This window comes from Pseudonocardia sp. DR1-2 (genome assembly GCF_023717215.1).
Lineage (GTDB): Bacteria > Actinomycetota > Actinomycetes > Mycobacteriales > Pseudonocardiaceae > Pseudonocardia > Pseudonocardia alni.
In genome coordinates, this window is the sequence record NZ_JAMQOF010000004.1 from 227,497 (window position 1) to 249,509 (window position 22,013).

Annotated in this window: 23 protein-coding genes; 11 read left to right on the forward strand and 12 right to left on the reverse strand. The window is 75.1% G+C overall.

The window, feature by feature from the left end:
• Positions 1-38 precede the first annotated feature (38 nt).
• Together ND486_RS13265 and ND486_RS13270 are read left to right on the forward strand one after the other, a co-directional pair.
• Positions 39-938: a LysR family transcriptional regulator gene (locus ND486_RS13265; protein WP_251784608.1), complete on the forward strand. Its 900-nt coding sequence runs from the start codon at positions 39-41 to the stop codon at positions 936-938.
• 82 nt (positions 939-1,020) lie between these two features.
• A complete protein-coding gene (locus ND486_RS13270) occupies positions 1,021-1,788 on the forward strand; it encodes a helical backbone metal receptor (RefSeq protein ID WP_251784609.1) in 768 nt (255 codons plus the stop codon).
• Positions 1,789-1,804: 16 nt separating this feature from the next.
• Here the strand turns inward: ND486_RS13270 and ND486_RS13275 are convergent, their stop codons facing one another.
• Positions 1,805-2,455: a TetR/AcrR family transcriptional regulator gene (locus ND486_RS13275; protein WP_251784610.1), complete on the reverse strand. Its 651-nt coding sequence runs from the start codon at positions 2,453-2,455 to the stop codon at positions 1,805-1,807.
• A 60-nt stretch (positions 2,456-2,515) separates the two neighbouring features.
• On the opposite strand from ND486_RS13275, the gene ND486_RS13280 reads away from it, so the two are divergent.
• Entirely contained in the window at positions 2,516-4,954 is a 2,439-nt protein-coding gene (locus tag ND486_RS13280; RefSeq protein WP_251784611.1) for a glycoside hydrolase family 3 C-terminal domain-containing protein, read from the forward strand.
• A 4-nt stretch (positions 4,955-4,958) separates the two neighbouring features.
• Here ND486_RS13280 and ND486_RS13285 read toward each other — a convergent pair whose 3' ends face one another.
• On the reverse strand, positions 4,959-5,771 hold the full coding sequence (locus ND486_RS13285) for a DeoR/GlpR family DNA-binding transcription regulator (RefSeq protein ID WP_251784612.1): 813 nt from the start codon (positions 5,769-5,771) through the stop codon (positions 4,959-4,961).
• Positions 5,772-5,849: 78 nt separating this feature from the next.
• Here ND486_RS13285 and ND486_RS13290 point away from each other — a divergent pair, with 78 nt between their 5' ends.
• The 3 genes from ND486_RS13290 to ND486_RS13300 are packed head-to-tail and all read left to right on the forward strand — an operon-like array spanning position 5,850 to position 8,409.
• Complete coding sequence (locus tag ND486_RS13290; protein WP_208824285.1) at positions 5,850-6,497, forward strand: bifunctional 4-hydroxy-2-oxoglutarate aldolase/2-dehydro-3-deoxy-phosphogluconate aldolase; 648 nt, start codon at positions 5,850-5,852, stop codon at positions 6,495-6,497.
• Positions 6,498-6,544: 47 nt separating this feature from the next.
• On the forward strand, positions 6,545-7,831 hold the full coding sequence (locus ND486_RS13295) for an MFS transporter (protein WP_251784613.1): 1,287 nt from the start codon (positions 6,545-6,547) through the stop codon (positions 7,829-7,831).
• The gene (locus tag ND486_RS13300) at positions 7,828-8,409 is read left to right on the forward strand and encodes an AAA family ATPase (protein ID WP_251784614.1); all 582 of its coding nucleotides are present in this window, start codon (positions 7,828-7,830) and stop codon (positions 8,407-8,409) included. Before ND486_RS13295 ends, ND486_RS13300 begins: the two co-directional genes overlap by 4 nt.
• Positions 8,410-8,425: 16 nt before the next feature.
• On the opposite strand, the gene ND486_RS13305 is transcribed toward ND486_RS13300, so the two are convergent.
• From ND486_RS13305 to ND486_RS13315, 3 genes are read right to left on the reverse strand one after another with little or no spacing between them, the layout of a single operon-like run.
• Positions 8,426-9,985, reverse strand: a complete 1,560-nt coding sequence (locus tag ND486_RS13305) for a GMC family oxidoreductase (RefSeq protein WP_251784615.1) — start codon at positions 9,983-9,985, stop codon at positions 8,426-8,428.
• Complete coding sequence (locus ND486_RS13310; protein WP_251784616.1) at positions 9,982-11,538, reverse strand: APC family permease; 1,557 nt, start codon at positions 11,536-11,538, stop codon at positions 9,982-9,984. Before ND486_RS13310 ends, ND486_RS13305 begins: the two co-directional genes overlap by 4 nt.
• Before the next feature lie 42 nt (positions 11,539-11,580).
• Positions 11,581-13,050: an aldehyde dehydrogenase family protein gene (locus tag ND486_RS13315; RefSeq protein WP_251784617.1), complete on the reverse strand. Its 1,470-nt coding sequence runs from the start codon at positions 13,048-13,050 to the stop codon at positions 11,581-11,583.
• A gap of 127 nt (positions 13,051-13,177) precedes the next feature.
• Between ND486_RS13315 and ND486_RS13320 the strand changes: the two genes are divergently transcribed.
• Complete coding sequence (locus ND486_RS13320) at positions 13,178-13,939, forward strand: IclR family transcriptional regulator (RefSeq protein WP_174525552.1); 762 nt, start codon at positions 13,178-13,180, stop codon at positions 13,937-13,939.
• A 9-nt stretch (positions 13,940-13,948) separates the two neighbouring features.
• On the opposite strand, the gene ND486_RS13325 is transcribed toward ND486_RS13320, so the two are convergent.
• Entirely contained in the window at positions 13,949-14,413 is a 465-nt protein-coding gene (locus ND486_RS13325; RefSeq protein WP_251784618.1) for an SRPBCC family protein, read from the reverse strand.
• Between the two features lie 202 nt (positions 14,414-14,615).
• Here ND486_RS13325 and ND486_RS13330 point away from each other — a divergent pair, with 202 nt between their 5' ends.
• The 3 genes from ND486_RS13330 (at position 14,616) to ND486_RS13340 (ending at position 17,396) form a co-directional block, all read left to right on the forward strand.
• Positions 14,616-14,975 carry a hypothetical protein gene (locus ND486_RS13330; RefSeq protein WP_251784619.1) on the forward strand — a complete coding sequence of 120 codons (360 nt, stop codon included), beginning with the start codon at positions 14,616-14,618 and terminating at the stop codon, positions 14,973-14,975.
• On the forward strand, positions 14,972-16,588 hold the full coding sequence (locus ND486_RS13335; RefSeq protein ID WP_251784620.1) for an alpha/beta hydrolase: 1,617 nt from the start codon (positions 14,972-14,974) through the stop codon (positions 16,586-16,588). Before ND486_RS13330 ends, ND486_RS13335 begins: the two co-directional genes overlap by 4 nt.
• Before the next feature lie 160 nt (positions 16,589-16,748).
• Entirely contained in the window at positions 16,749-17,396 is a 648-nt protein-coding gene (locus ND486_RS13340) for a TetR/AcrR family transcriptional regulator (RefSeq protein ID WP_208824269.1), read from the forward strand.
• Positions 17,397-17,463: 67 nt separating this feature from the next.
• Here ND486_RS13340 and ND486_RS13345 read toward each other — a convergent pair whose 3' ends face one another.
• The 6 genes from ND486_RS13345 to ND486_RS13370 all read right to left on the reverse strand — a co-directional run bounded on the left by ND486_RS13345 (position 17,464) and on the right by ND486_RS13370 (position 21,066).
• On the reverse strand, positions 17,464-17,667 hold the full coding sequence (locus tag ND486_RS13345) for a cold-shock protein (protein ID WP_020624259.1): 204 nt from the start codon (positions 17,665-17,667) through the stop codon (positions 17,464-17,466).
• Between the two features lie 148 nt (positions 17,668-17,815).
• Positions 17,816-18,187 (reverse strand): hypothetical protein, encoded by a 372-nt coding sequence (locus tag ND486_RS13350; protein WP_251784621.1) that lies wholly within the window; start codon positions 18,185-18,187, stop codon positions 17,816-17,818.
• Positions 18,188-18,229: 42 nt separating this feature from the next.
• Complete coding sequence (locus ND486_RS13355) at positions 18,230-18,637, reverse strand: hypothetical protein (protein WP_251784622.1); 408 nt, start codon at positions 18,635-18,637, stop codon at positions 18,230-18,232.
• A 61-nt stretch (positions 18,638-18,698) separates the two neighbouring features.
• On the reverse strand, positions 18,699-19,955 hold the full coding sequence (locus tag ND486_RS13360) for an alpha-hydroxy-acid oxidizing protein (protein WP_251784623.1): 1,257 nt from the start codon (positions 19,953-19,955) through the stop codon (positions 18,699-18,701).
• A gap of 101 nt (positions 19,956-20,056) precedes the next feature.
• Positions 20,057-20,263 carry a 4-oxalocrotonate tautomerase family protein gene (locus tag ND486_RS13365; protein WP_251784624.1) on the reverse strand — a complete coding sequence of 69 codons (207 nt, stop codon included), beginning with the start codon at positions 20,261-20,263 and terminating at the stop codon, positions 20,057-20,059.
• A 44-nt stretch (positions 20,264-20,307) separates the two neighbouring features.
• Positions 20,308-21,066, reverse strand: coding sequence for an SDR family oxidoreductase (locus ND486_RS13370; RefSeq protein ID WP_251784625.1), 759 nt, complete (start codon positions 21,064-21,066; stop codon positions 20,308-20,310).
• A gap of 101 nt (positions 21,067-21,167) precedes the next feature.
• Between ND486_RS13370 and ND486_RS13375 the strand changes: the two genes are divergently transcribed.
• Positions 21,168-22,010: a helix-turn-helix transcriptional regulator gene (locus ND486_RS13375; RefSeq protein WP_251784626.1), complete on the forward strand. Its 843-nt coding sequence runs from the start codon at positions 21,168-21,170 to the stop codon at positions 22,008-22,010.
• Positions 22,011-22,013: the final 3 nt, after the last annotated feature.

The following is a 22,013-nucleotide window of genomic DNA, read 5'->3' on the forward strand; positions in this document are numbered from 1 at the left end:
TGCGTCCAATGCATGCTTCGTCGACGTACCATGCGTCGATGCATGAGTCGTTGGCGCCGGCGCTGCGCCGCTTCGTCGCGGTCGCGCGCGACGGTCACCTCACCCGCGCCGCGGAGCGGATCGGGGTCCCACAACCCACGCTGTCGCGGGCGATCGCCCGACTGGAGGGCGAGCTGGGCGTCGCGCTGTTCCGGCGTTCCGGGCGCGGGCTGGCGCTGACCGCGGCCGGGCGGACGCTGCTGCCGCGCGCCGAGGCCGCGCTGGCCGAGCTCGGTGCGGGCGTCGCCGAGCTGGCGGGCGACGCCGACCCGGTCACCGGCCGGGTCGCGCTCGGCTTCCTCGGGACGATGGGCACCTCCGCGGTGCCGGGGATCCTGCGGGAGTTCCGGGAGCACCACCCGCGGGTGCGGATCGAGCTGGTGCAGGTGCCGCACGCGGCACTGCTGGAACGGGTCCGCGACGGCCGGGTCGACCTGGCCCTCACCTCCCCCGTGCCCGACGAGCCGGGCCTGGTCGCGACCCCGCTGGCCGAGGAGGAGCTGCGCCTCGCGGTGCCGTCCGGGCACCGGCTGGCGAGCGCGGGTGCCGCGGACCTCGCCGAGGTCGCCGACGACCCGTTCCTGCTGTTCGCCCGCGGCTACGGGCTGCAGGGGGTGGTGGAGTCGTGGTGCGCGCAGGCCGGGTTCCGCCCGCGCCGGGCGTTCGAGGGCGGGGAGACGGCGACGCTGCGCGGCCTGGTCGGGGCCGGGCTGGGCGTCGCGCTGCTCCCCGCCGGGCCGGACGTGCCGGGGGTGGTGCAGGTGCCGGTGCGCAGCCCGCACACCGTACGGACGCTGGGGATGGTGCACGCGGCCGACCCGCGGCCGACGGCGCCGGTGCGGGACCTGCGGGAGTTCGTCGTCCGGCACGGGCCCCGGTGGCTGGCCGACCACGGGTGAACCCGCGTCGGCGGACCCGGCGGACGGCCGCGGTGCCGGACAGGGACACGTCCGGCCCGGCCCCCCGGGATACCGTCGGCCCATGACTGCGCGGACTGCGGCACCGGTCGACGACGAGGGCCGCGAGGTCGGGGTCCCGGGCACCGTGCGGCGGGTCGTGTCGATCGTGCCGTCGCTGACCGAGGCGCTGGAGGCGACCGCACCCGGCATCGTCGTCGGCGCGACCGACTGGTGCACCCACCCCGGCGACCTCGGCGCGGAACGGATCCGGGGGACGAAGAACCCCGACGTCGAGCGGATCGTCGCGCTGGCCCCGGACCTGGTCGTCGCCAACCAGGAGGAGAACCGCCTCCCCGACCTGGACGCGCTGCGCGCCGCGGGGCTGCCGGTCTACGTCACCGACATCCGTGACGTCGACGGCGGCCTCGCCTCGCTGGGCCGGCTGCTCGCCGCCTGCGGGCTCGGCGAGCCCGGCTGGCTGCGCGAGGCCCGCGCGCTGTGGGCGGCCGTGGAGCCCGCGTCGCCGCGGCGGCGCGCCGTGGTGCCGATCTGGCGGCGGCCGTGGATGGCCGTCGGCTCGGACACCTTCACCGGCGCGGTGCTGGAACGGCTCGGGATCGACAACGCGCTCGCCGGCTCCCCCGAGCGCTACCCGCGGATCGACCCCGCGGCGCTGCCGGAGCACGACCTCGTCGTGCTGCCCGACGAGCCGTACCTGTTCACCGCCGACGACGGGCCCGAGGCGTTCGACGCGCCGTCGGCACTGGTCAGCGGGCGGCTGCTGACCTGGTACGGGCCGAGCCTGGTGGAGGCGGCGCGGGAGCTGCCCGCCGCGCTCGGGACCCGCTGAGCGCCCCCGGGCGTCGTCACCGCGGCGGGACGAGCGCCGCGACGAGGGCACGCAGGTCGGCCGCCATGTCGAACCCGCCGGGGTCGGCGGGGTCGGCCGGGTCACCGCCGGGAGGGCGGTCGAGCAGCCACTGGACCTGCAGCCCGTCGGCCGCGGCCAGCAGCAGCCGGGCCACCCGGTCCGGGGTGAGCTCCCCGGCGGGCGCCGCACCGGCTCCGGTGTCGGCTCCGGGGTCCGCACCGGGACCCGCTCCAGGCTCCAGCTCCGCGGCGAGCGCGGTGCGCAGCCGGTCGTAGCGCCGGGCGAACCAGTCGTGGGCGGCGTGGCCCGGGTCGGTCGCCTCGGCCGAGGTGACCGCGTACAGCCGGACCAGACCGGGCTCGGACCCGTTGTCGCGCACGGTCTCCAGCAGCGCCTCGGGGCCGGTCCCGGGCTCGGCGCGCGCCGCGGCGGAGCGCTCGTCGCGGGCCTGCAGCACCGCGACCAGCAGCGCCTGCTTGGACCCGAAGTAGTGGAACAGGGTCGGCTCGCTGACCCCGACCCGGCGCGCGATCTCCTTCGTCGACGACGCGTGGAACCCGCCGGTCGCGAACACCTCCAGCGCCGTGTCCAGGATCTGCTCCCGCCGCTGCAGCCCCTTGGCGTAGCGCCCGCGTGCCGTCGTCACCGGTCGAGGCTAGCCCACGAATCCCGAGTGCCACTAGATTTTCACGGGTACGGTGGCCCCATGCCTTCCGTCGACGAGGACCTGCTCAGCACGCTCATCGCCCGGCTCGACCTGGAGGCGAAGGTCCGGCTGCTGACCGGGGCCGACTTCTGGTCCACCCCGGCCGAGCCCGCGATCGGGCTGCGCCGGATGGTGCTGTCGGACGGCCCGTCCGGGGTGCGCGGGGAGAGCTTCGACGAGCGGTCACCGTCGCTGTCGCTGCCGTCGTCGACGGCACTGGGGGCGACCTGGGACCCGGAGCTCGCCCGCCGCTACGGCTCGGCCCTGGGCGCCGAGGCCCGCCGACAGCACGCCGACGTCGTCCTCGGGCCGACGATCAACCTGCACCGCACCCCCTTCGGCGGCCGCCACTTCGAGGCGCTGTCGGAGGACCCGCTGCTGACCGGCGAGCTCGCCGCGGCCTACGTGGAGGGACTGCAGGCGCACGGGGTCGCCGCGACACCGAAGCACTACGTCGCCAACGACGCCGAGTCCGAGCGCTTCACCGTGGACGACGCGGTCGGCGAGCGGGCGCTGCACGAGCTGTACCTGGCCGCGTTCGAACCGGCCGTCACCCGGGCCGGGGCGTGGGCGGTGATGTCGGCCTACAACGCCGTCAACGGGGCGACGATGAGCGAGAACCCGCTGCTCGCCGAGCCGCTCACCGGCGAGTGGGGCTTCGACGGGCTCGTGATGTCGGACTGGGGCGCGGTGCGCACCACGGTCGCGTCGGCGCGCGCCGAGCAGCACCTGGTGATGCCCGGCCCGGTGGGCGCCTGGGGCGAGCGCCTGGTCGCCGCGGTGCGCGACGGCGAGGTCCAGGAGTCCGTCGTCGACGGCAAGCTGCGGAGGCTGCTGCGCCTGGCCGCCCGGGTCGGCGCGCTGGAGGGGGCACCGACGCCGCCCGCCGCCCCGGCCGCCGAGGACGGCGCCGGCGTGGCCCGCGGGCTCGCCGCCGCGGGCAGCGTCCTGCTCCGCAACACCGGCGAGCTGCCGTGGGACGCCTCGTCGCTCGGCACGGTCGCGGTGCTCGGGCACAACGCCGCGCTCGCCCGCACCCAGGGCGGCGGGAGCGCCACGGTCCGGCCCGCCGCGGTCGTCGCGCCGCTGGACGGGCTGCGCGGCGCGCTCGGCGAGGACCGGGTGCGGTACCGGCTGGGCGCGCAGGTCGCCGAGGGCGTGCAGCCCTTCGACCCGGCCACGGTCACCGACCCGGTCACCGGGGAACCCGGACTGCGCGCGGTGTTCCGCGCCGCGGACGGCTCCGCGCTGCGCAGCGAGCACCGGCTCGGCGCCTCGCTGATCTGGATGGGCGCCGAGATCCCCGACGGCGCCGAGACCGTCGAGGTGTCGGCGCGGTGGGCACCCGAGCCCGGGACCCACCGGGTCGGGGCCGCCGCCGTCGGGCACGTGACGGTGCACGCCGACGGGACGGCCGTGCTCGACACCGAGGCCCTCCTGACCGGCGACGAGGGTCCGGGCGCGGCGATCTTCGAGGCCCCCTCGGTGACCGGGGAGGTCGGCACCGACGGACCGGTCGACCTGGTCTTCCGGTTCCGCCCGTCCGGCGGCGAGGCCGGCATGGCGCTGTTCGCGCTCACCGTCGGGACCGAGACCGTCGTCGCCGACCCGCAGGCCGAGGTGGCCGCGGCGGCCGCGCTGGCGGCGGCCTGCGACGTCGCCGTCGTCGTGGTCGGGACCAGCGACCGGATCGAGAGCGAGGGCTTCGACCGCACCTCGCTGGCACTGCCCGGCCACCAGGACGACCTGGTCCGGGCCGTCGCCGCGGCCAACCCGCGCACCGTGGTGGTGGTCAACTCCGGCGCCCCGGTGCTGCTGCCCTGGCGCGACGAGGTGGCCGCGGTGCTGCTCGGCTGGTTCGGCGGGGAGCGCTTCGGCGACGCCGTCGCCGACGTGCTGCTCGGGCACGCCGAGCCGGGCGGGCGGCTGCCGACCACCTGGCCCGCCACCGGCGGGGAGCGCTCGGTGCTGTCCGGGCGCCCGACCGGCGGCGTCCTGCGCTACGACGAGGGCGTGCACGTCGGGCACCGCAACTGGCTGCGCCACGGCGAGACGCCGGCGTACCCGTTCGGGCACGGGCTCGGCTACACCACCTGGACCCTCGACGACGCCGTCGCCGGGCCCTGGTCGGCCGACGGGGTCGCGGTGACGGTCACCCTGACCAACACCGGCGACCGGGCGGGCCGCCAGGTCGTGCAGGCCTACCTGTCCCGGCCCGGCTCCGACGTCGAGCGGCCCGTCCGCTGGCTGGCCGGCTGGGCGGTCGTCGACGCCGCCCCCGGCACGACGACGGCCACCGTGGCGGTGTCGCGGCGCGCGTTCCGCCACCGTGCGAGCGGGACGTGGGCGACCGAGCCGGGGACCTACGACCTGCACCTCGGGTTCTCCGTGGCCGACACCCCGCTGCACGCGACGGTGGAGGTCGTCGGCGAGGGCTGAGCGGTCAGCCCGCGGCGGGTGCGGGCACCCGGTGCAGGCCGACGCCGAGCTCCTCGATCCGGCGGGCCGCCGCCGCGGGGAGCTCGTCGTCGGTCACCACGAGGTCCAGCTCGTCGAGCCCGGCGACCCGGAAGCGCTCGTGGGTGCCGTACTTGGTGCTGTCGGCGAGCAGCACCCGCCGGCCGGACGCCGCCATCGCGGCACGCTTGAGCGTGACCTTGTCCGTGGCGTGGCTGGTCACGCCCCGCCCGGCGTCCCAGGACCCGGTGCTCAGGAAGCACAGGTCCACCGCGAGCGCCCCGAGGGTCGCGGCGGCCAGCGGACCGGAGGCCGAGTCGCTGTCCGGGTCGACCGCGCCGCCGGTGTGCACGGCGTCGATCCCGGACAGCCCGTGCAGCGCCCGGACGGTGCCGAAGTCGTTGGTCACCACCGTGACCCCGCTGCGCCCCGCGAGGTGGGCGACGACCGACTCGCAGGTCGTGCCGGCGTCGAGGAAGACGACCATGCCGTCGTCGACCAGGGACGCGGCGTGCTCGGCGATCGCCCGCTTGCGCGGCAGCTCCAGCGCCGCGCGTCCGGCGCGCGCCCGCGGTGGGCGGCCGGGCTCCTCGGCCAGCCGCACCCCGCCCTGGACGGCGACGACCCGGCCGGCCTCCTCCAGGGTCGCGATGTCGCGCCGCACCGTCATGTGCGAGACGCCCATCAGCCCGGTCAGCGTCCGGATGCTGAGCACCCCGGAGCGGCGCAGCAGGCGCAGCAGCTCCTGGTGACGCTCCTCCGGGATGAGCGGTGCCGCCACGTGCTCCTCCGTCTCCACGGGTCGATCGTACGAGCTGTCACACAGATTCACACATGCTGTTCTCTCGTGTGAATCCTGGTGCTAACGTGTGCCTCGATGTTACGGAAGCTGGATGTTCTCAATGCCGTGGACCGCACCGGGACGATCCTGATCGTCCGGCTCGACGACCCCGAGGAGGCCCTCGCGGTCGCCCGTGCGGCCGTCGCCGGCGGTGTCCGGGTCCTCGAGATCACCTACTCGGTGCCCGGGGCGCTCGACGTCGTCCGGACGCTGTCGCGCGAGTTCGCGGGCGACGGCGTCGCGGTCGGCGTCGGGACCGTGCTGGACGAGGCGGCGGCGTTCGCCGCCGTCCGGGCCGGGGCGCGGCTGCTGGTCAGCCCGCACCTGTCGCCCGGCATGATCCGCGCCGCCCAGCGGTACGGCGCCGTCTCGGTCAGCGGGGCCTACACCCCGACCGAGGTCGTCGCGACCCTCGAGGCCGGCGCCGACCTGGTCAAGCTGTTCCCGACCGAGAACGCGGGCCCGGACTACGCGCGGGCCCTGCTCGCGCCGCTCCCCCAGGCGTCGCTGGTCCCCGCCGGTGGGGTCTCCACCGGCAACGTGAAGGACTGGTTCGCCGCAGGCGTGCACGCGGTCGGTGTCGGCAGCGCCGTCACCAAGGCCGCCCGCCCCGACGGCGACATGTCGCGGGTCACCGCGGCCGCCGCGGACTTCCTGGCGGCGGTCGCCGACGCCCGGGCCTGACCCTCCCCGGCACCACCCTCTCCACCCGGTTACGAAGGAGTGACTGCATGACCGACACCGCGAGCAGCGCGACGGCGACGCCCGCCGTCCAGGAGCGGCCGCCCCGCATCCGCTGGGTCCTCGTGGCGTTCCTGCTCATCGGCGGGATCGTCAACTACCTGGACCGCTCGACGCTCAGCGTGGCCAACACGACCATCGCCGAGGAGTTCGGGCTCGGCCCGGTCGAGATGGGCCTGCTGCTGTCGGCGTTCGCCTGGCCCTACGCGATCGCGAACCTCCCGGCCGGCTACCTCGTCGACCGGTTCGGCCCGAAGTGGATGTTCGCCGCGGCCTCGGCCGCCTGGTCGCTGGTCGGGATGGTCACCGCGGCCGCCCAGTCCTTCGGCGCGCTCTACGCGCTGCGGGTCGCGCTCGGCGTCACCGAGGCGCCGTTCTTCACCGCCGCGCTGTCGGTGAACCAGCGGTGGTTCGGCCGCTCGGAGCGGGCCCTGCCGGTGGCACTGGTCAACACCGGCTCCCAGGTCGCGAACGCGATCGCGCCGCCGCTGCTGACCTTCCTCATGCTCACGATGTCCTGGCGCGGCATGTTCCTGGTCGTCGGTGCGCTCGGCGTCGTCGTGGCGCTGGTCTGGCTGCGGATCTACCGCGACCCCACGCTGCGCGAGCAGGCCGCGATCCACGCCGAGGAGGCCCTCGCCGCCGGCCCGGTCGTGCCGGACACCGCGAAGGTCGGCTGGGGAACCCTGCTGCGGCGCCCGAACACCTGGTTCATGGTCCTGGGCGCGTTCGGCATCTTCTACACCGTCTGGGTCTACCTGACCTGGCTGCCCAGCTACCTGCAGACCTCGCTGGGCTTCTCGCTCAAGGAGAGCGGCTGGCTGGCCGCGCTCCCGTTCCTGTGCGGCGTGGTCGGCGTGCTGTTCGGCGGCTGGCTGTCCGGGCGGCTCATCGGCGCCGGGGTGTCCACCGTGCTGGCGCGCAAGATCCCGATCGTCGGCGGTGCCGTGCTCGCCGCCGCCGCGGTGCTGCCGGCCGCGTTCGTCACGCACGTCCCGTCGGTGATCGCCCTGCTCAGCCTGGGGTACTTCGCGGCCCAGGTGCCGATCGGCTGCCTGTGGACGCTGGCCGCGGACATCGCACCGGCCCACCAGGTGGCCTCGCTCGGCGCGATCCAGAACTTCGGCGGCTTCGTCGGCGCGGCGGTCGCACCGGTGGTCACCGGGGCCATCCTCGCCGCGACCGGCGGCAGCTACACGTGGGTGTTCGTGGTCGGCGGGGCACTGCTGCTGCTCGGCGCGCTGTCCTACGGCGCCTTCGTGCGGGACCGGTCGTGAGCGCGCTGTACCTGGTCGTCGGCCCCGCGGGCTCGGGCAAGTCGGGGGTCGCCCGCCGACTCGCCCAGCGGGTCGGCGGCGCCTACCTGGACAAGGACGACGTGGCCGCCGGGTTCACCGAGGCCCTGCTCGCCGCCGCGGGCACCGACCCGCACGGCCGTGACGACAACCCGTACTACCGCGACGTCGTGATGGACCTGGAGTACGCGGCGCTGTGGCGGCTCGCCGCGGCGAACCTGCGGCTCGACCGGCCGGTGGTGCTCGACGCGCCGTTCCTGCGCTGGTTCGACGAGAAGGGCCACCTCGGCGCACGGCGCCGCGAGCACGCGGTCCCCGACACCGCCGCGGCCGTCGTCGTGCAGGTGCACGCCGACGGCGCGACGGTGCGGGAGCGCGTCGCGCGCCGCGGGCTGGCCCGCGACCGGGGCAAGCTCGCCGACTGGGACCGGTTCTGGGCCTCCGCCGGCGCGCGCACCTGCCACTGGACCGGCGCGACGCACGTGACGCTGGACAACTCCGCCGACGACGTGCCGGTCGACGACCTCGTCGACCGGCTCCTGGCGGCCGTTCCCGGCTGAGCCGGTCCGGTCCGGGTCAGCCGGCGTGCGCGGCCCGCACCAGGTCCGAGCACTTCTCCCCGATCATCATCGTGGTGATGTTCGGGTTGATCGCCGGCAGGAAGGGCATCGCCGACGCGTCGGCGACCCGCAGGCCCTGCACCCCGCGGACCCGCAGCTGCGGGTCCAGGACGGCGTCCGGGTCGCCGTCGGCGCCCATCCGCGCGGTGCACGCCGGGTGGTACACCGTGTTGTGGGTCTTGGTGATGTAGTCGGCGAGCTCGTCGTCGGTCACGGCGTCCGGGCCCGGTGCCAGCTCGGCGGCGATCCACTCCTTCAGCTGCGGCTGCTCGGCGATGCGGCGGGCCAGCCGGACGCCCGCGGTCATCACCCGCATGTCGTGGCCCTCGGGGTCGGTGAAGTAGCGCGGGTCGACCCGGGCCCGGTCCCGGAAGTCGCGGGTGCGCAGCCGCACGGTGCCCCGGGACCGGCCGCGGGTGACGTTCGGGGTGAGGCAGAACCCGTTGTCGGTGGTCGGGTAGCCCCAGCGCAGCGTGTTCATGTCGAACGGCACCGAGCCGTAGTGCATCATCAGGTCCGGCCGGTCCAGGGCCGGGTCGGTGCGGTGGAACAGCCCGATCTCCCACCACTGGGTCGACTCGGTGACCATCGGCTTCGCCGCGTCCCAGAAGACCAGGCCCTCGACGTGGTCGTCGAGGTTCGAGCCGACGCCGGGCAGGTCCGAGCGGACCTCGATGCCGAACTCGCGCAGGTGCTCCCCCGGGCCGATGCCCGAGAGCATCAGCAGCTTGGGGGTGTCGATCGCCCCCGCGGAGAGGATCACCTCGCGCTCGGCGTGCGCGGTCTCGCGGCCCGGGCCGATCCCCCGCTGGTACTCGACGCCGGTGGCGCGGGTGCCGTCGAACAGCACCTGCGAGGCCCAGCAGTCGGTGCGCACCTCCAGGTTCGGGCGGGAGTCCAGGATCGGGTGCAGGTAGGACACCGAGGCCGACGCGCGGGTGCCGTCGGGGAAGGAGTTGATCTGGAAGTACCCGGCGCCGTCGGTGACGGTGTGACCCTCGTTGAACCGCACCGTCGGCATGCCGACCTGCGCGGCGGCCGCCAGCACGGCGTCGCCGCAGGGATCCTTCGCGGGGATCTGCATGAGGTTGACCGGGCCGGAGCGGCCGTGGCCGTCCCAGTCGCCGTCGTTGGTCTCCAGGCGCCGGATCAGTGGCCAGCACTCGTCGGCGGACCAGCCGGTCAGGCCGGACGCGGCCCACTCGTCGAGGTCCTCGCGCGGGGTCCAGAAGGCGATGCAGGAGTTGTGCGAGCCGCAGCCGCCGAGCACCTTCGCGCGGGCGTGGCGCATGTGGGAGTTGCCGCGCTCCTGCGGCTCGACCGGGTAGTCCCAGTCGTAGCCGGAGTCGAGCAGCGCCATCCAGTCGGTGAGCCGCAGGATGTTCGGGTCGCCGACGTCGGACGGGCCCGCCTCCAGCAGCAGCACCCGCACGGCGGGATCCTCGGAGAGCCGCGCCGCGAGCGCACAGCCCGCCGAGCCGCCGCCCACCACGACGTAGTCGAACCGGTCCGTCATGCCGTCTCCCCCATGCCCTGCTCGATCTCCTTCGCCCGGTGCTCGGGCAGGCAGCCCAGTCCGTGGCGGCCACGCAGCCGGAACCACGTCAGCCCGGCCAGTGCCACGACGCCGATGAACAGGAACGCGATGAACCGCAGCCACCCGGTGCCGTAGACCTCCTCGCGCGGCCAGGCCAGGTTGATGGCCATCGCCGCGCCCCACAGCACCGCCAGCACGTTCACCGGCAGACCCAGACGTCCCAGCGAGAAGTACCCCTTCTGCCCCTCGTCCGGCCAGTGCCCGCGCAGCCGCCGGACCAGCATCGGCACCGTGACCAGCAGGTACGCGATGTAGATCATGATGATCGCCACGCTGGTGACCGCGGTGAACACCTCGGGCACACCGACGTTCGCCACCAGGATCAGGATCGCGACGACACCGACGACGATCGCCGGCACCACCGGCGTCTTGTGCTTCGGGTCGATGCGCGCCAGCACCGAGCCGGCCGGGAGCGCGTTGTCCCGGGCCATCGCGAACATCAGCCGGATCGCGGCCGTGTGCACGGCCAGCAGGCAGACGATCACCGCGATGCTGATGGTGATCAGGAAGATCCGGCCGATCGTGCCGCCGGCGACCTCCAGCAGCACGAGCTGCCCACCGCCGTCCTTGCTGCCCAGGCGCGGGTCGGCCAGGTCCGGTGCGGCCAGGATGATGCCGAGCAGGATCAGCCCGCCGAGCACGAACGAGGCGATCACCGCGCGCAGGATCGCCGCCGGGGCGGTGCGCCGCGGGTCGACCGTCTCCTCGCCGAGCGAGCTGGCGGTGTCGAAGCCGTACATGACGTAGGCCGAGGCGAGCGCCGCGACGAGGAACGTGCCGAAGTAGCCGCCACCGCCCGCGGCCGGTGCCGGGGTCTCGAACAGCACCGAGACCGGGTTGCGGATGCTCAGCAGCAGCGCCACGACGATGACCACCGCGGCGATCAGCTCGATGAACACCCCGGTGGAGTTGATCCGCGCCATCAGCTTGACGCCGACGGCGTTGATGACCGTGGTGAGCACGATGAGGATCGCCCCGAGCAGCACGCCGTTGACGGCGGCGTCGCCGGCGTCGGAGGCATCGCCGACGAGCTGGAAACCCGACCAGATCTGAGGGAAGGTCAGCTGCGCGGCCAGGGCGACCGCCGACAGCGACACCACCGAGGCCGTGAACATCATCCAGCCGGCCAGCCAGGACACGGTCGGCCCGGCCAGCTGCTTGGACCAGTTGTAGACCGACCCGGCGACCGGGTAGCGCCCGGCCAGCTCGGCGAAGGACAGCGCCACCATGAACTGGCCGGCGAACACCATCGGCCAGGACCACCAGTAGGCCGCGCCGCCGGTGCCGAAGCCGAAGTAGAACAGCTGGAACGTGCCGGTCAGGATCGAGATGTAGCTGATCCCGGCCGCGAAGCTGGCGAACTTGCCGATGCTGCGGTCGAGGGTCTGGCTGTAGCCGAACTCGGCGAGCCCTCCCCCGTCGCCGTCCGTGTCCGGGGACGGGGTGCGCCGGGTCGGTTCGGGAACGGTCATCGTGGACCTCCTGTGCCGTTGCGTCGCGTCATCATGGCGCCGTCAGCGGCCCGAGAACCATCCCTGGGGCTGCGGATCGGTGTTGGTCCACACGTGCTTGATCTCCTGGTACTCGGCCAGCCCGGTCGGACCCAGCTCGCGGCCGTTGCCGGACCGGCCCATGCCGCCCCACTCCGCGCCCGGGAAGTACGGGTGGAAGTCGTTGATCCAGACGGTGCCGTGGCGCAGCGCGGACGCGACCCGGTGGGCGCGGCCCATGTCGGCGGTGAACACCGCACCGGCCAGCCCGTACTCGGTGTCGTTGCCCAGGCGGACGGCCTCCTCCTCGGTATGGAACCGCTCGACGGTCAGCAGCGGGCCGAAGGTCTCCTCGCGGATCAGCCGCGATCCCGGCGCCAGGTCGGTGATGACCGTCGGCAGGTAGAAGTAGCCGTTGGCGAGGTCCGGGTCGTCCGGCCGGGCGCCGCCGCAGCGGATCGTGGCGCCCTCGGCACGGGCGGCCGCGACGAAGTCCTCGATCTTGGCCAGGTGCGCGGCGGAGACCAGCGGGCCGACCTCGACGCCGTCGGTGAGACCGTTGCCGAGCCGGATCAGCTGCGCGCGGCGCACGACCTCGTCGACGACGGCGTCGGCGACCGAGTCCTCGATGATCAGCCGGGCCCCCGCGGAGCAGACCTGGCCGGAGTGCAGGAACACCGCGAGCATCACGTAGTCGACGGCGAGCTCGAAGTCGGTGTCGGCGAAGACGATGTTCGGGTTCTTCCCGCCCAGCTCGACGGCGGTGCGCTTCACCGTCTCGGCCGACGCCCGGATGATCTTCTGGCCGGTGGACAGGCCGCCGGTGAAGCTGACCATGTCCACGTCCGGGTGCTCGGTCAGCGGGGCGCCGACCGACGGCCCGTCGCCCAGCACGATGTTCACCACCCCGGCCGGGACCCCGACCTCCTCGCACAGCTCCACCAGCACGATCGAGGTGAGCGGGGTGACCTCGCTGGGCTTGATCACCATGGTGTTGCCCGCGGCGATCGCCGGGGCGACCTTCCAGGACAGTTGCAGCAGCGGGTAGTTCCACGGCGTGATCAGGGCGCAGACGCCGACCGGCTCGTGCACGATCCGCGACACCACGGCCGGGTTGCCCGTGTCGACGATCCGCCCGGCGTCCTTGTCGGCGAGCCCGGCGTAGTAGCGGAAGACGGCGGTGACGTCGTCGACGTCCTGGCGGCCCTCCGCGATCGTCTTGCCCGTGTCGAGGGTCTCCAGCCGGGCGATCCTCTCCCGGTCCCGCACCAGCAGGTCGGCGATCCGCCCGAGGAGCGCACCGCGCTCGCCGGTCGTGGTCCGCCGCCACGGCCCGTCGTCGAAGGCGCGGCGCGCGGCGGCGACGGCACGGTCGACGTCGTCGGGCCCGGCCTGGTCGACCTCGGTGACGGTCGAGGCGTCGTAGGGGTTGACCACCGGGGCAGTCCCGGCGGACCCGGTGGTCCAGCTTCCGTCGATGTAGAGGCTCGGCACGGCGCGAGCTTTCACCGGGAACCGGTCGGTGTGCAAACCCGGGCCGGACACCCGTGTGCAGGGACACGGTCACGCCTTCCAGCCGCCCCACGTGGCAACGTACGGAATGCCGGGTTAGAGTTGCGCAATGAGCAACACGGTGCGTGGACGGGAGCCCGGGGTGCAGTCGGTCGACCGGGCCATCACCCTGCTGACCCTGCTGGCCGACCGCAGCGAGGCGGGGGTCAGCGAGCTCGCGGCCTCGCTCGACGTCCACAAGTCGACCGCCTTCCGGCTGCTCGGGGCGCTGGAGGAGCGCGGACTGGTCGAGCAGATCGCCGACCGCGGCAAGTACCGCCTCGGGTTCGGGCTGATCCCGCTCGCCGGCCGGGTCGCCGAGCGCCTGGAGGTCACCACCCAGGGCCACCCGGTCTGCGAGACGCTCGCGGAGCGGCTCGGCGAGACCGTCAACATCGCCATCCCCGACCGCGGGTGGGCGGTCAACGTCGACCAGGCCCGCGGCCCGTCGATGGTCACCACGTTCAACTGGCTCGGCCGGATCACCCCGATGCACAACACCTCCAGCGGCAAGGTGCTCCTCGCCTCGGTCGTCCTCGACGACCCGGGGACGATGCCGGACACGGTGCCGGAGCAGGGCCGCGACACACTCGTCGAGGAGCTGCGCCGGGTCCGCCGGCACGGGTACGCGTGGTCGCTGGAGGAGCTGGAGACCGGCCTCAACGCCGTCGCCGCGCCGGTGCTGGACCACGGTGGTGCGGTGGTGGCCGCCCTGTCGGTGTCCGGGCCCGCCTACCGGCTCTCCGCCGAGCGGATCGAGCGGATCACCCCGGAGGTCGTCGCCGCGGGGCGTGAGATCAGCCGTCGCATGGGGTTCTGGCGCGACCGCTGAGCCGCGGCCCTACGGCGGCGGGGCCGGCGCGGGCCCCTGCAGACGTTCCAGCACCGGCGGCAGGGTGCGCTCCAGCTCGTCGCCGTGCCGCTCGAACTCGCGCCGCAGGAACGGCGCCGCCAGCTTCAGCAGACCCTTGAGCCGCACCCGGGCGTGGAAGCTCACGACGCTCCCCCCGCCCTCGGCCGGCTCGACGACGATCTCCTCGGTCGCGGTGACCGTCGGGTTCTCCCCGACGAACACGACCCGACCGGCCGTCAGCTCCCGCAGCGTGTGGTCGAGCTCGCTCTCCCGTCCGCTCCACACCGACACCGTGTGCCAGGCGGCGCCGACCGCGACCGGGCCGCCGCCGTCGGAGCGGGTGCTGGAGCGCACGGTGGGGTCCCAGATCTCGCTGTGCCCGTGGTCGGCCAGGTAACCGAGCACCGTCTCGGCAGGGGTGGACACCGTCATCACCCGCTGGACGCCGACCACGACGCTCCTCTCCCCGGCCGGGCGCCGCTCGGGACCCGGCCCGCTGCTCCCGACCGGCGCAGATGGTCTCACGGCGACCGGCCATGATCGAGAGCCCCGTGCCGGTTTCCCCGGAACGCCCGTGCCGGGGGCGCGCGGCACGCACACTCCCCCCGACGCGGGCGGGCCGGGCGGGCCCGCCACCGACGACGGAGGTGCCGCGGTGCACGACCGAGACCGACCGGGGACGCCGTGGACGAGCGGCCGCGCCCGTCCCGGACCGCACCCGTCGCCGGGCGGGGTGGCGCGCTCCGACCCGGACGGGCTCGACGCCGCCGCCACGGCGCTCGACCGCGTCGCCGAGGGCCTCACCGGGGACGCGACGCTCGTCGGCCCCGCCGTGCCGGTGCCCGGCTTCGCGACCGGGACGGCCGCCGCGGCCTGGGAGGACGCGATGGTGCGGGCCGTCCGGGAGCACGCGGGGCACACCGCGTCGACGGCCTCGGCCCTGCGCGCGGCCGCCGCGGGCTGGCGCGCCGCCGACGACGACGCCGCGGTGGCGTTCGCCGGGCACGCCTCGTGAGCGCCGGGCCCGCGCTGGGCGACCTCGTGGCCGCCGACCCCGGCGCGTGGCTGCGCCGCGCCGGCACCTGGGACGGGGTGTCCCGCGCCCTGTCCGAGCGCGCGGCCGAGCTGGAACGCTCCGCACCGGAATCGTGGAGCGGGGCCGACGCCGACGCGGCCGCGCTCGCCCGCGCCGAGCAGGTGCGCAGGCTGCGCGCCGACGCGGGTACCGCGTCCCGGGCCGCGCAGGTGCTGGGCACCCACGCCGGTGAGGTGCTCGACGCCCAGCGCCGGCTCGTCGTCGCCGCGCTGGCGGCGCACCCGCAGTTCGTCGTCGACCTCGAGCGCGGCACGCTGTGCGCCGGCCCCGCCGCGCACCCGCCGGGTGTGTGGCGGCTGCCCGCGATGGTCGCCCGCTTCGGGGCGGACCTGGTCCGCCTGTCCACCGCGGTGGCCGACGCCGTCGGCGCCGCCACCCGGTCCGACCACGCCACGGCCGCCGCGCTCGACGCGCTCCGCCCGGCCCCCGCGGCGGTGCCCCGCCCGGTCGCGCCCGCCGCGGCGCCGCCCGCCGGTGCGGACGCCGGCGCCGTGCGGTCCTGGTGGACCGGGCTGCCCGGGGCCGACCGGGAGCAGCTGCTGCACACCCGGCCCGGGCTCGTCGGCGGGCTGGACGGCGTGCCGGTCGCCGACCGGGACCGGGCGAACCGGGTCCTGCTCGACGCCGAGCTGTCCCGGCTGCGGGCCCGGGCGGCGCTGCTGGACCGGGCCGGGGACACCGCGGGCGCGGACCGCGCCCGGCGGGCCTCGGCCGGGCTGGAGACCACCCGTCGACGCCTGGACGGCGGCGACGCGTACCTGCTCCGCCTGGAGCGCGGGGACACCGGCGGGCGGCTCGTGCTCGCCGTCGGCGACCCGGAACGCGCCGCGCACGTGCTCACCCACGTCCCCGGGACGACCGCGGGCTGGGGCACGGTGCCCGGCGACCTGGCACGGGTCGAGGCGACCCGCGCGGCCGCCCGGGCGGCCGCGCCGGACGACGCCGTCGCCGCGGTCCTGTGGACCGGCTACGACGCTCCCCCGGACCTGCTCGCGGCGGCGGACCCCGCTGCCGCCCGCGCCGCCGCCGGGGACCTGCGGTCCTTCCAGGACGGCCTGCGGGCCGGGCACGCCGGACCGGTCCACCTGACCGTCGTCGGGCACTCCTACGGCTCGACGGTGCTCGGGAACGCCGCCCGGGGCGGCGGCCTCGCCGCCGACGACGTCGTGTTCGTCGGCAGCCCCGGGACCGGCGCGGGGCACGCCTCCGAGCTCGGCACCGCACCCGGGCACGTCTGGGCGACGACCGCGCGGCACGACCCGATCGGCCGGGTGCCCGGGGTCGAGGTCTTCGCGACCTCGCGCGGTCTCGCCCCGACCGGGCTCCTGCACGGCCCGGACCCGGCGGCACCGGCGTTCGGTGCACGGGTGTTCGGCTCGGCCCCCGGGTCGGCGCTCCCGCGCCCGGACGACCCGGCCACCCCGAACGACGAGTCCGCGTTCGCCGCCGCGCACGGCGGCTACTGGGACCCCGGCTCGCCGAGCCTGAGCACCCTGGGCCGGATCGTTGCCGGAGCACCCGTTCCGCCGTGACGCTCCGTCATGGGCGATCCGCTTTGCGAGACCACCGCACGTCCGTCCGGCCGAACGAACGACCGCTCAACGAACGAGAGATGGGCCAGGTCACAGGTAGTCGTCAGACGAACCGCGACTAGCCTGTCCCGGACGTGGGCACGGGCAGTAGCATGCGGGCGTGACCGAGACCGAGAGCAGACCGGCACGGCGCACCGGCCGTCCGCCACTGACCGACCGCGCGACACTGCTGGCCGCTGCGCGCGAGCTCGGCTTCTCCGACCTGACGGTCGGCGCGGTGACCGCCCGGGTCGGTGTGAAGTACTCCACGTTCTACCGCCACTTCCCCAGCCTGGAGGCGCTCGTCGCCGCGCTGGTGGACGACGTGGTGACCGACGACGTCTTCCCCGCGACCGACGAGGGCCGGTGGCAGGAGCAGATGCTGGCGTTCGCGGCGGCGACGTTCGACGTGATGGCCGAGCACCCGGGACTCGCCCCCGCGATGGTGCGGCTGCCGGAGTCCCCCGACGCGATGATGTCGGCGTTCCGGCGACTGACCGACCGGCTGCTGGAGGCGGGCTTCACCGCCGAGGACGCGGCGCTGGGCGCCTCGACCGCCATCCAGATGGGAATGCAGCCGTGGCTGACGGCCAACTCCTCCGGCATCGGGGACGTGCGCCGGCGCGACCAGGTGCTGGAGTCGGCCGAGCCGTTCGACGCCCAGATCCGGTCGGTGTTCCGGGACCGGATCGACGACCCGCCGCGCAGCTGGACGCTGAGCCGCGTCGAGCTGGTCGTCGCCGGGCTGGAGACCCGCCTGGCGTCCTGACCCCCGACACGACGACGCCCGGGGTGCTTCGCGTGAGCACCCCGGGCGTCGGCGTCGGATCAGGCGGTCAGGTGGGAACGACCTGGTCCGCCTGCGGACCCTTCTGACCCTGGGTGACCTCGAAGGTCACGGTCTGCCCCTCGTCGAGGCTGCGGTATCCGGAGGACTGGATCGCGCTGAAGTGGACGAACAGGTCCTGCCCGCCTCCGTCCGGCGTGATGAACCCGTACCCCTTCTCCGCGTTGAACCACTTGACGGTTCCCTGTGGCATCCGGATGTCTCCTCGCGTCTTGCCGGTTCCTACGGGGTGGACATTAGCCGTACCGGACCCCGCCGTGCTACAGGCGACGTGCGATCGGGTATCGGCGCGTCGCGCCGGACGTCCCGTTCGCCCGTTTCCCCCGGGGTCCCCGGCGCGCTCAGCCGAGGATCGCGGCCAGCACCAGCCCGCCGCTGGTCGCGACGAAGGACAGTCCGCTGACGACCCGGAACACCGGGTGCCGGACGACGTCCGGTCCCCAGGCCATCGGCAGGAACAGCGCCGGGTTGACCCACGTCCCGAACACCAGCACGGCCACGAGCCAGCCCGGCAGGTCCGGCGCGGCCAGCCCGACGGCGACCAGGATCAGCCCCATCAGCACGAAGTCGAGGTGCGCCTGCAGCAGCCGGCGCGGCTCCACGATCCCGATCCGCCGCCACGCGTCGGGGCGGGTCACCGACACGACCACCGCCCAGCCCAGCATCGCACCGAGAGCGAGCTCGACGAGCCCGATCCGCACCATCGCGTCCATCCGGTGATCATGACGGTCGGCCGGCGACGGACCGGCACCGGCTCACCGGCGCGGGATCAGCCCGCCCGCGTAGAGCGCCCACGCCACCAGCAGCGGCTGCCCGGCCAGCCGAGCGGCGCGCTTCGTGTCGGTGTCGAGACCGAACCCGTCGACGCGGTTGCGGTACTGGGAGACGTTGCCCGGGAAGATCGCGGTGAAGAACGCCGCGGCCAGGCCGCCGATTCGGCGGCGCTCCCTCGGGAGGCCGGCCAGCGCGGCGCCGAGCGCGATCTCGGCGGCCCCGGAGAGCAGCACGACGTCGTCGGTGTCCATCGGGACCCACGGCGGGACCTGGGCGCGGAACTCGCGTCGGGCGACGGTGAGGTGCGAGGTCCCGGCGAACACCAGCATCGCGCCGAGCGCGAGGCGGGCGACGTCCTGCCGGGTGCGGGTGGCCGTCGTGCGCGTCATGGTCCGACCGTGCCACGGCCCGGGCGGGCGGGCGCGCCGGACCACACCGCCGGGTGCTCCGTCAGGGACGCTCGCGCAGCTCGATCCCGGCCGGGGTGATGGCCCCCGCCAGCCCGCAGACCAGGTCGAGCTCGGCGACGACGTTCTGCAGCACCTGCGCGACGCCGCGGGCCCCGTCCAGGGCGAGCCCGTGCACGAACGGGCGCCCCAGCAGAACGGCGCGGGCGCCGAGCCGGACCGCGGTCGCGACGTCGGCCCCGGTGCGCACCCCGGAGTCGAGCAGCACCGGCAGCGCGTCGCCGACGGCGTCGACGACACCGGGCAGCGCGTCCAGCGAGGCGACCGTGTGGTCGATCTGGCGGCCCCCGTGGTTGGACACGACGACACCGTCCACACCGGCGTCGGCGGCACGGCGGGCGTCGTCGGGATGCAGGACACCCTTGAGCAGGATCGGCAGCCGGGTCCGCGAGCGCAGGGTCGCCAGGTCCTCCCAGGACAGCCGCGGTCGCGAGTAGACCCGCAGGAAGGTCTCCACGGCCGCCCGCGGGACGGGCGAGCGCAGGTTGTCCCGGAACCGTCCCGGGGCGTTGCGGGTGATCTCGAGCAGGGTGCGCACGGCCTGCGGGGTGACCCTCGGCGGCGCCCCGGCCGACGGCGCGGCGAGGGTCTGTTCCACCAGGCCGCGGAACACCGGGTCGGAGGTGTACTGGGCGATCCCGATGCCGCGGGCGAAGGGCAGGTGGCCCAGGTCGAGGTCGCGGGGGCGCCAGCCGAGCATCGTCGTGTCGAGGGTGACGACCACGGCGTCGCAGCCGGCGGCCTCGGCGCGGCGCAGGAAGCTGTCGACGAGCTCGTCGGAGGTGGACCAGTACAGCTGGAACCAGGTGGGGCCACCGACCGCGGCGATGTCCTCCATCGGCGTCCCCGCCTGGTTGGAGATCACCATCGGGACCCCGGCGGCCGCGGCTCCGCGGGCGACGGCGAGGTCGGCGCCGCGCCGGACCAGGTCCAGCGCGCCGATCGGGGCGAGGAGCAGCGGGGCGGGCAGCGTGCGGCCGAACAGCTCGACGGCGAGGTCGCGCTCGCCCACGTCGCGCAGCACCCGCGGCACGATCTCCCGGCGGGCGAACGCCGCCCGGTTGGCGCGCATCGTGGTCTCGGCGCCCGCGCCGCCGGTGACGTAGGCGTCGGCGCGCCGGCTCATGGCCCGCCGCGCGCGACGCTCCAGCTCGTCGGGACCGGTCGGGACCCGGGGACGGGCGCCGGAGACGCCCTCGCGGTAGATCCGTTCCTGCCGAGCCCGGCCCGGTGCCGTCATGGCGCCCTCCCCCGTCGTCGCGCGGTCAGCCTACGGGCCGGGCCGCCCGCCCCGGACGGACGCGGGGCCGGACCGCGTCCAGGGGGCGGCGGGCCGGACGGTCACCGTCCCCGCAGGTCGGCGAGGGTCAGGACCTGCCCACGGATCCCCCAGCCGCCGTCGGCGACCTCGTCGACGAGGACCATGGTGTTGGCGCGGACGTCGTCGCCGAAGGTGGCGGCGTAGAGCTCGGTGACCTTCTCGACGAGCTCGCGCTTGGCGTCGGCGTCGAGCAGGCCCGCAGGGACCTTGAGGTTGGCGAACGGCACGGGTGTCTCCTGTTCCGGGTGGACGGTCGGGTACGGCGTGGTGGTCAGTGCGGGTCGGCCGCGTTGAGGCGGGCGACGACCTCGGCGTACTCGCCGCGGGCCTCCGCGTGGCGCAGCGGCAGCACCCGGTCGACGAGCACCTCCCCGCCCGGTGTCGGGGCCTGGAGCAGGGTCAGCACCTCGGCGACGAAGTCGTCGAGCGGCATCGCGATCGGGCTGTCCTGCTGGCCGGGCATCAGCTCCGTCGCCACCGACGGCGGCACGATCTCGACGAGCTCGACGGTGGTGTCGGCGAGCTGCAGGCGCAGCGACTCGGTGAGCATGTGCACCGCGGCCTTGGTGGCGTTGTAGCTGGGCGTCGCGGCGAGCGGGACGAAGGCCAGACCGGACGACACGGTGACCACCGACGCGACCGGCCGTCCCCGCAGGTGCTCCACGAGCGCGCCGATCAGCCGGATCGGGCCGAGCAGGTTGGTGGTGACGACCTGCTCGGCCGAGGCGAGGAAGCCCTCGGGGCCGTGCCAGTCCTCGACCCGCATGATCCCGGCCATCGCGACGAGCACGTCGAGGTCGGGGTGCCGGTCGAGGACCTCGGTGACGGCCGTCGTGACGCTCGCCGGGTCGGCCGTGTCGATCTCGACGGCGTCGAGGCCGGGGTGGGCGGCGACGAGCTCGTCGAGCAGGTCGCGCCGCCGGCCGCCGAGGACCACGGTGTTGCCGCGCTCGTGCAGCGCCAGGGCCAGGGCGAGTCCGATGCCGCTCGTCGAGCCGGGGATGAAGACGGTGCGTCCGGTGATCTGCATGTCCCCACCGTCGCCGCGCGGCGGACGGGACGGCAGAGACCGGTCATCGGGGGATCGCCGGTCCCTGGTTGCCCAGCGGGTGCCCACGGATACTCGATGCCGTGGACCGAGCAGCCCTGGCCGACTTCCTGCGCCGGCACCGCGCCGGCCTCCGCCCCGGCGACGTCGGGCTCCCCGACGGGCCGCGCCGGCGCACGGCGGGGCTGCGCCGCGAGGAGGTCGCGGCGCTCGCGGTCATGTCGACCGACTACTACACGCGGCTGGAGCAGCAGCGCGGCCCGCAGCCGAGTGAGCAGATGCTGGCGTCGCTGGCCCGGGCGCTGCGGCTGGGCAGCGAGGAGCGCGACTACCTGTTCCGGTGCGCGGGCCGCAACGCGCCGGCGTCGGGCCCGGTGTCCGAGCACGTGGCCCCGGCACTGCTGCGGGTGCTGGACCGGCTGCACGACAGCCCGGCCCTGATCCTGACCGTGCTCGGCGAGACGCTCGTGCAGAACGACATGGCCCGGGCGCTGTTCGGCGACCACACCCACCACACCGGGCTCGCCCGCAGCGAGGTCTTCCGCTGGTTCACCGATCCGGACGCCCGGCGCATGTACCCGCCCGACGACCGGCCCCGCCAGAGCCGCGCGCAGGTCGCGACGCTGCGGGCGGCACTGGCGATGCTCGGGCCCCGGTCGCGGGCCGGGGAGCTGGTGGGGGTGCTGTCGGAGCGCAGCCCCGAGTTCGCCGCCCTGTGGGAGCTGCACGAGGTCGGGCGCCGGTTCGCCGACCACAAGACGCTGCTGCACCCCGAGCTCGGCGAGCTGGAGGTGGACTGCCAGGCGCTGTTCACCGAGGACCGGTCCCAGGCGCTGCTCGTGCTCACCGCGGCGCCGCGCAGCGAGACCGGACGACGCCTGGAGCTGCTCCGGGTGATCGGCAGCGAGCAGTTCAGCGCGGGCTGACCC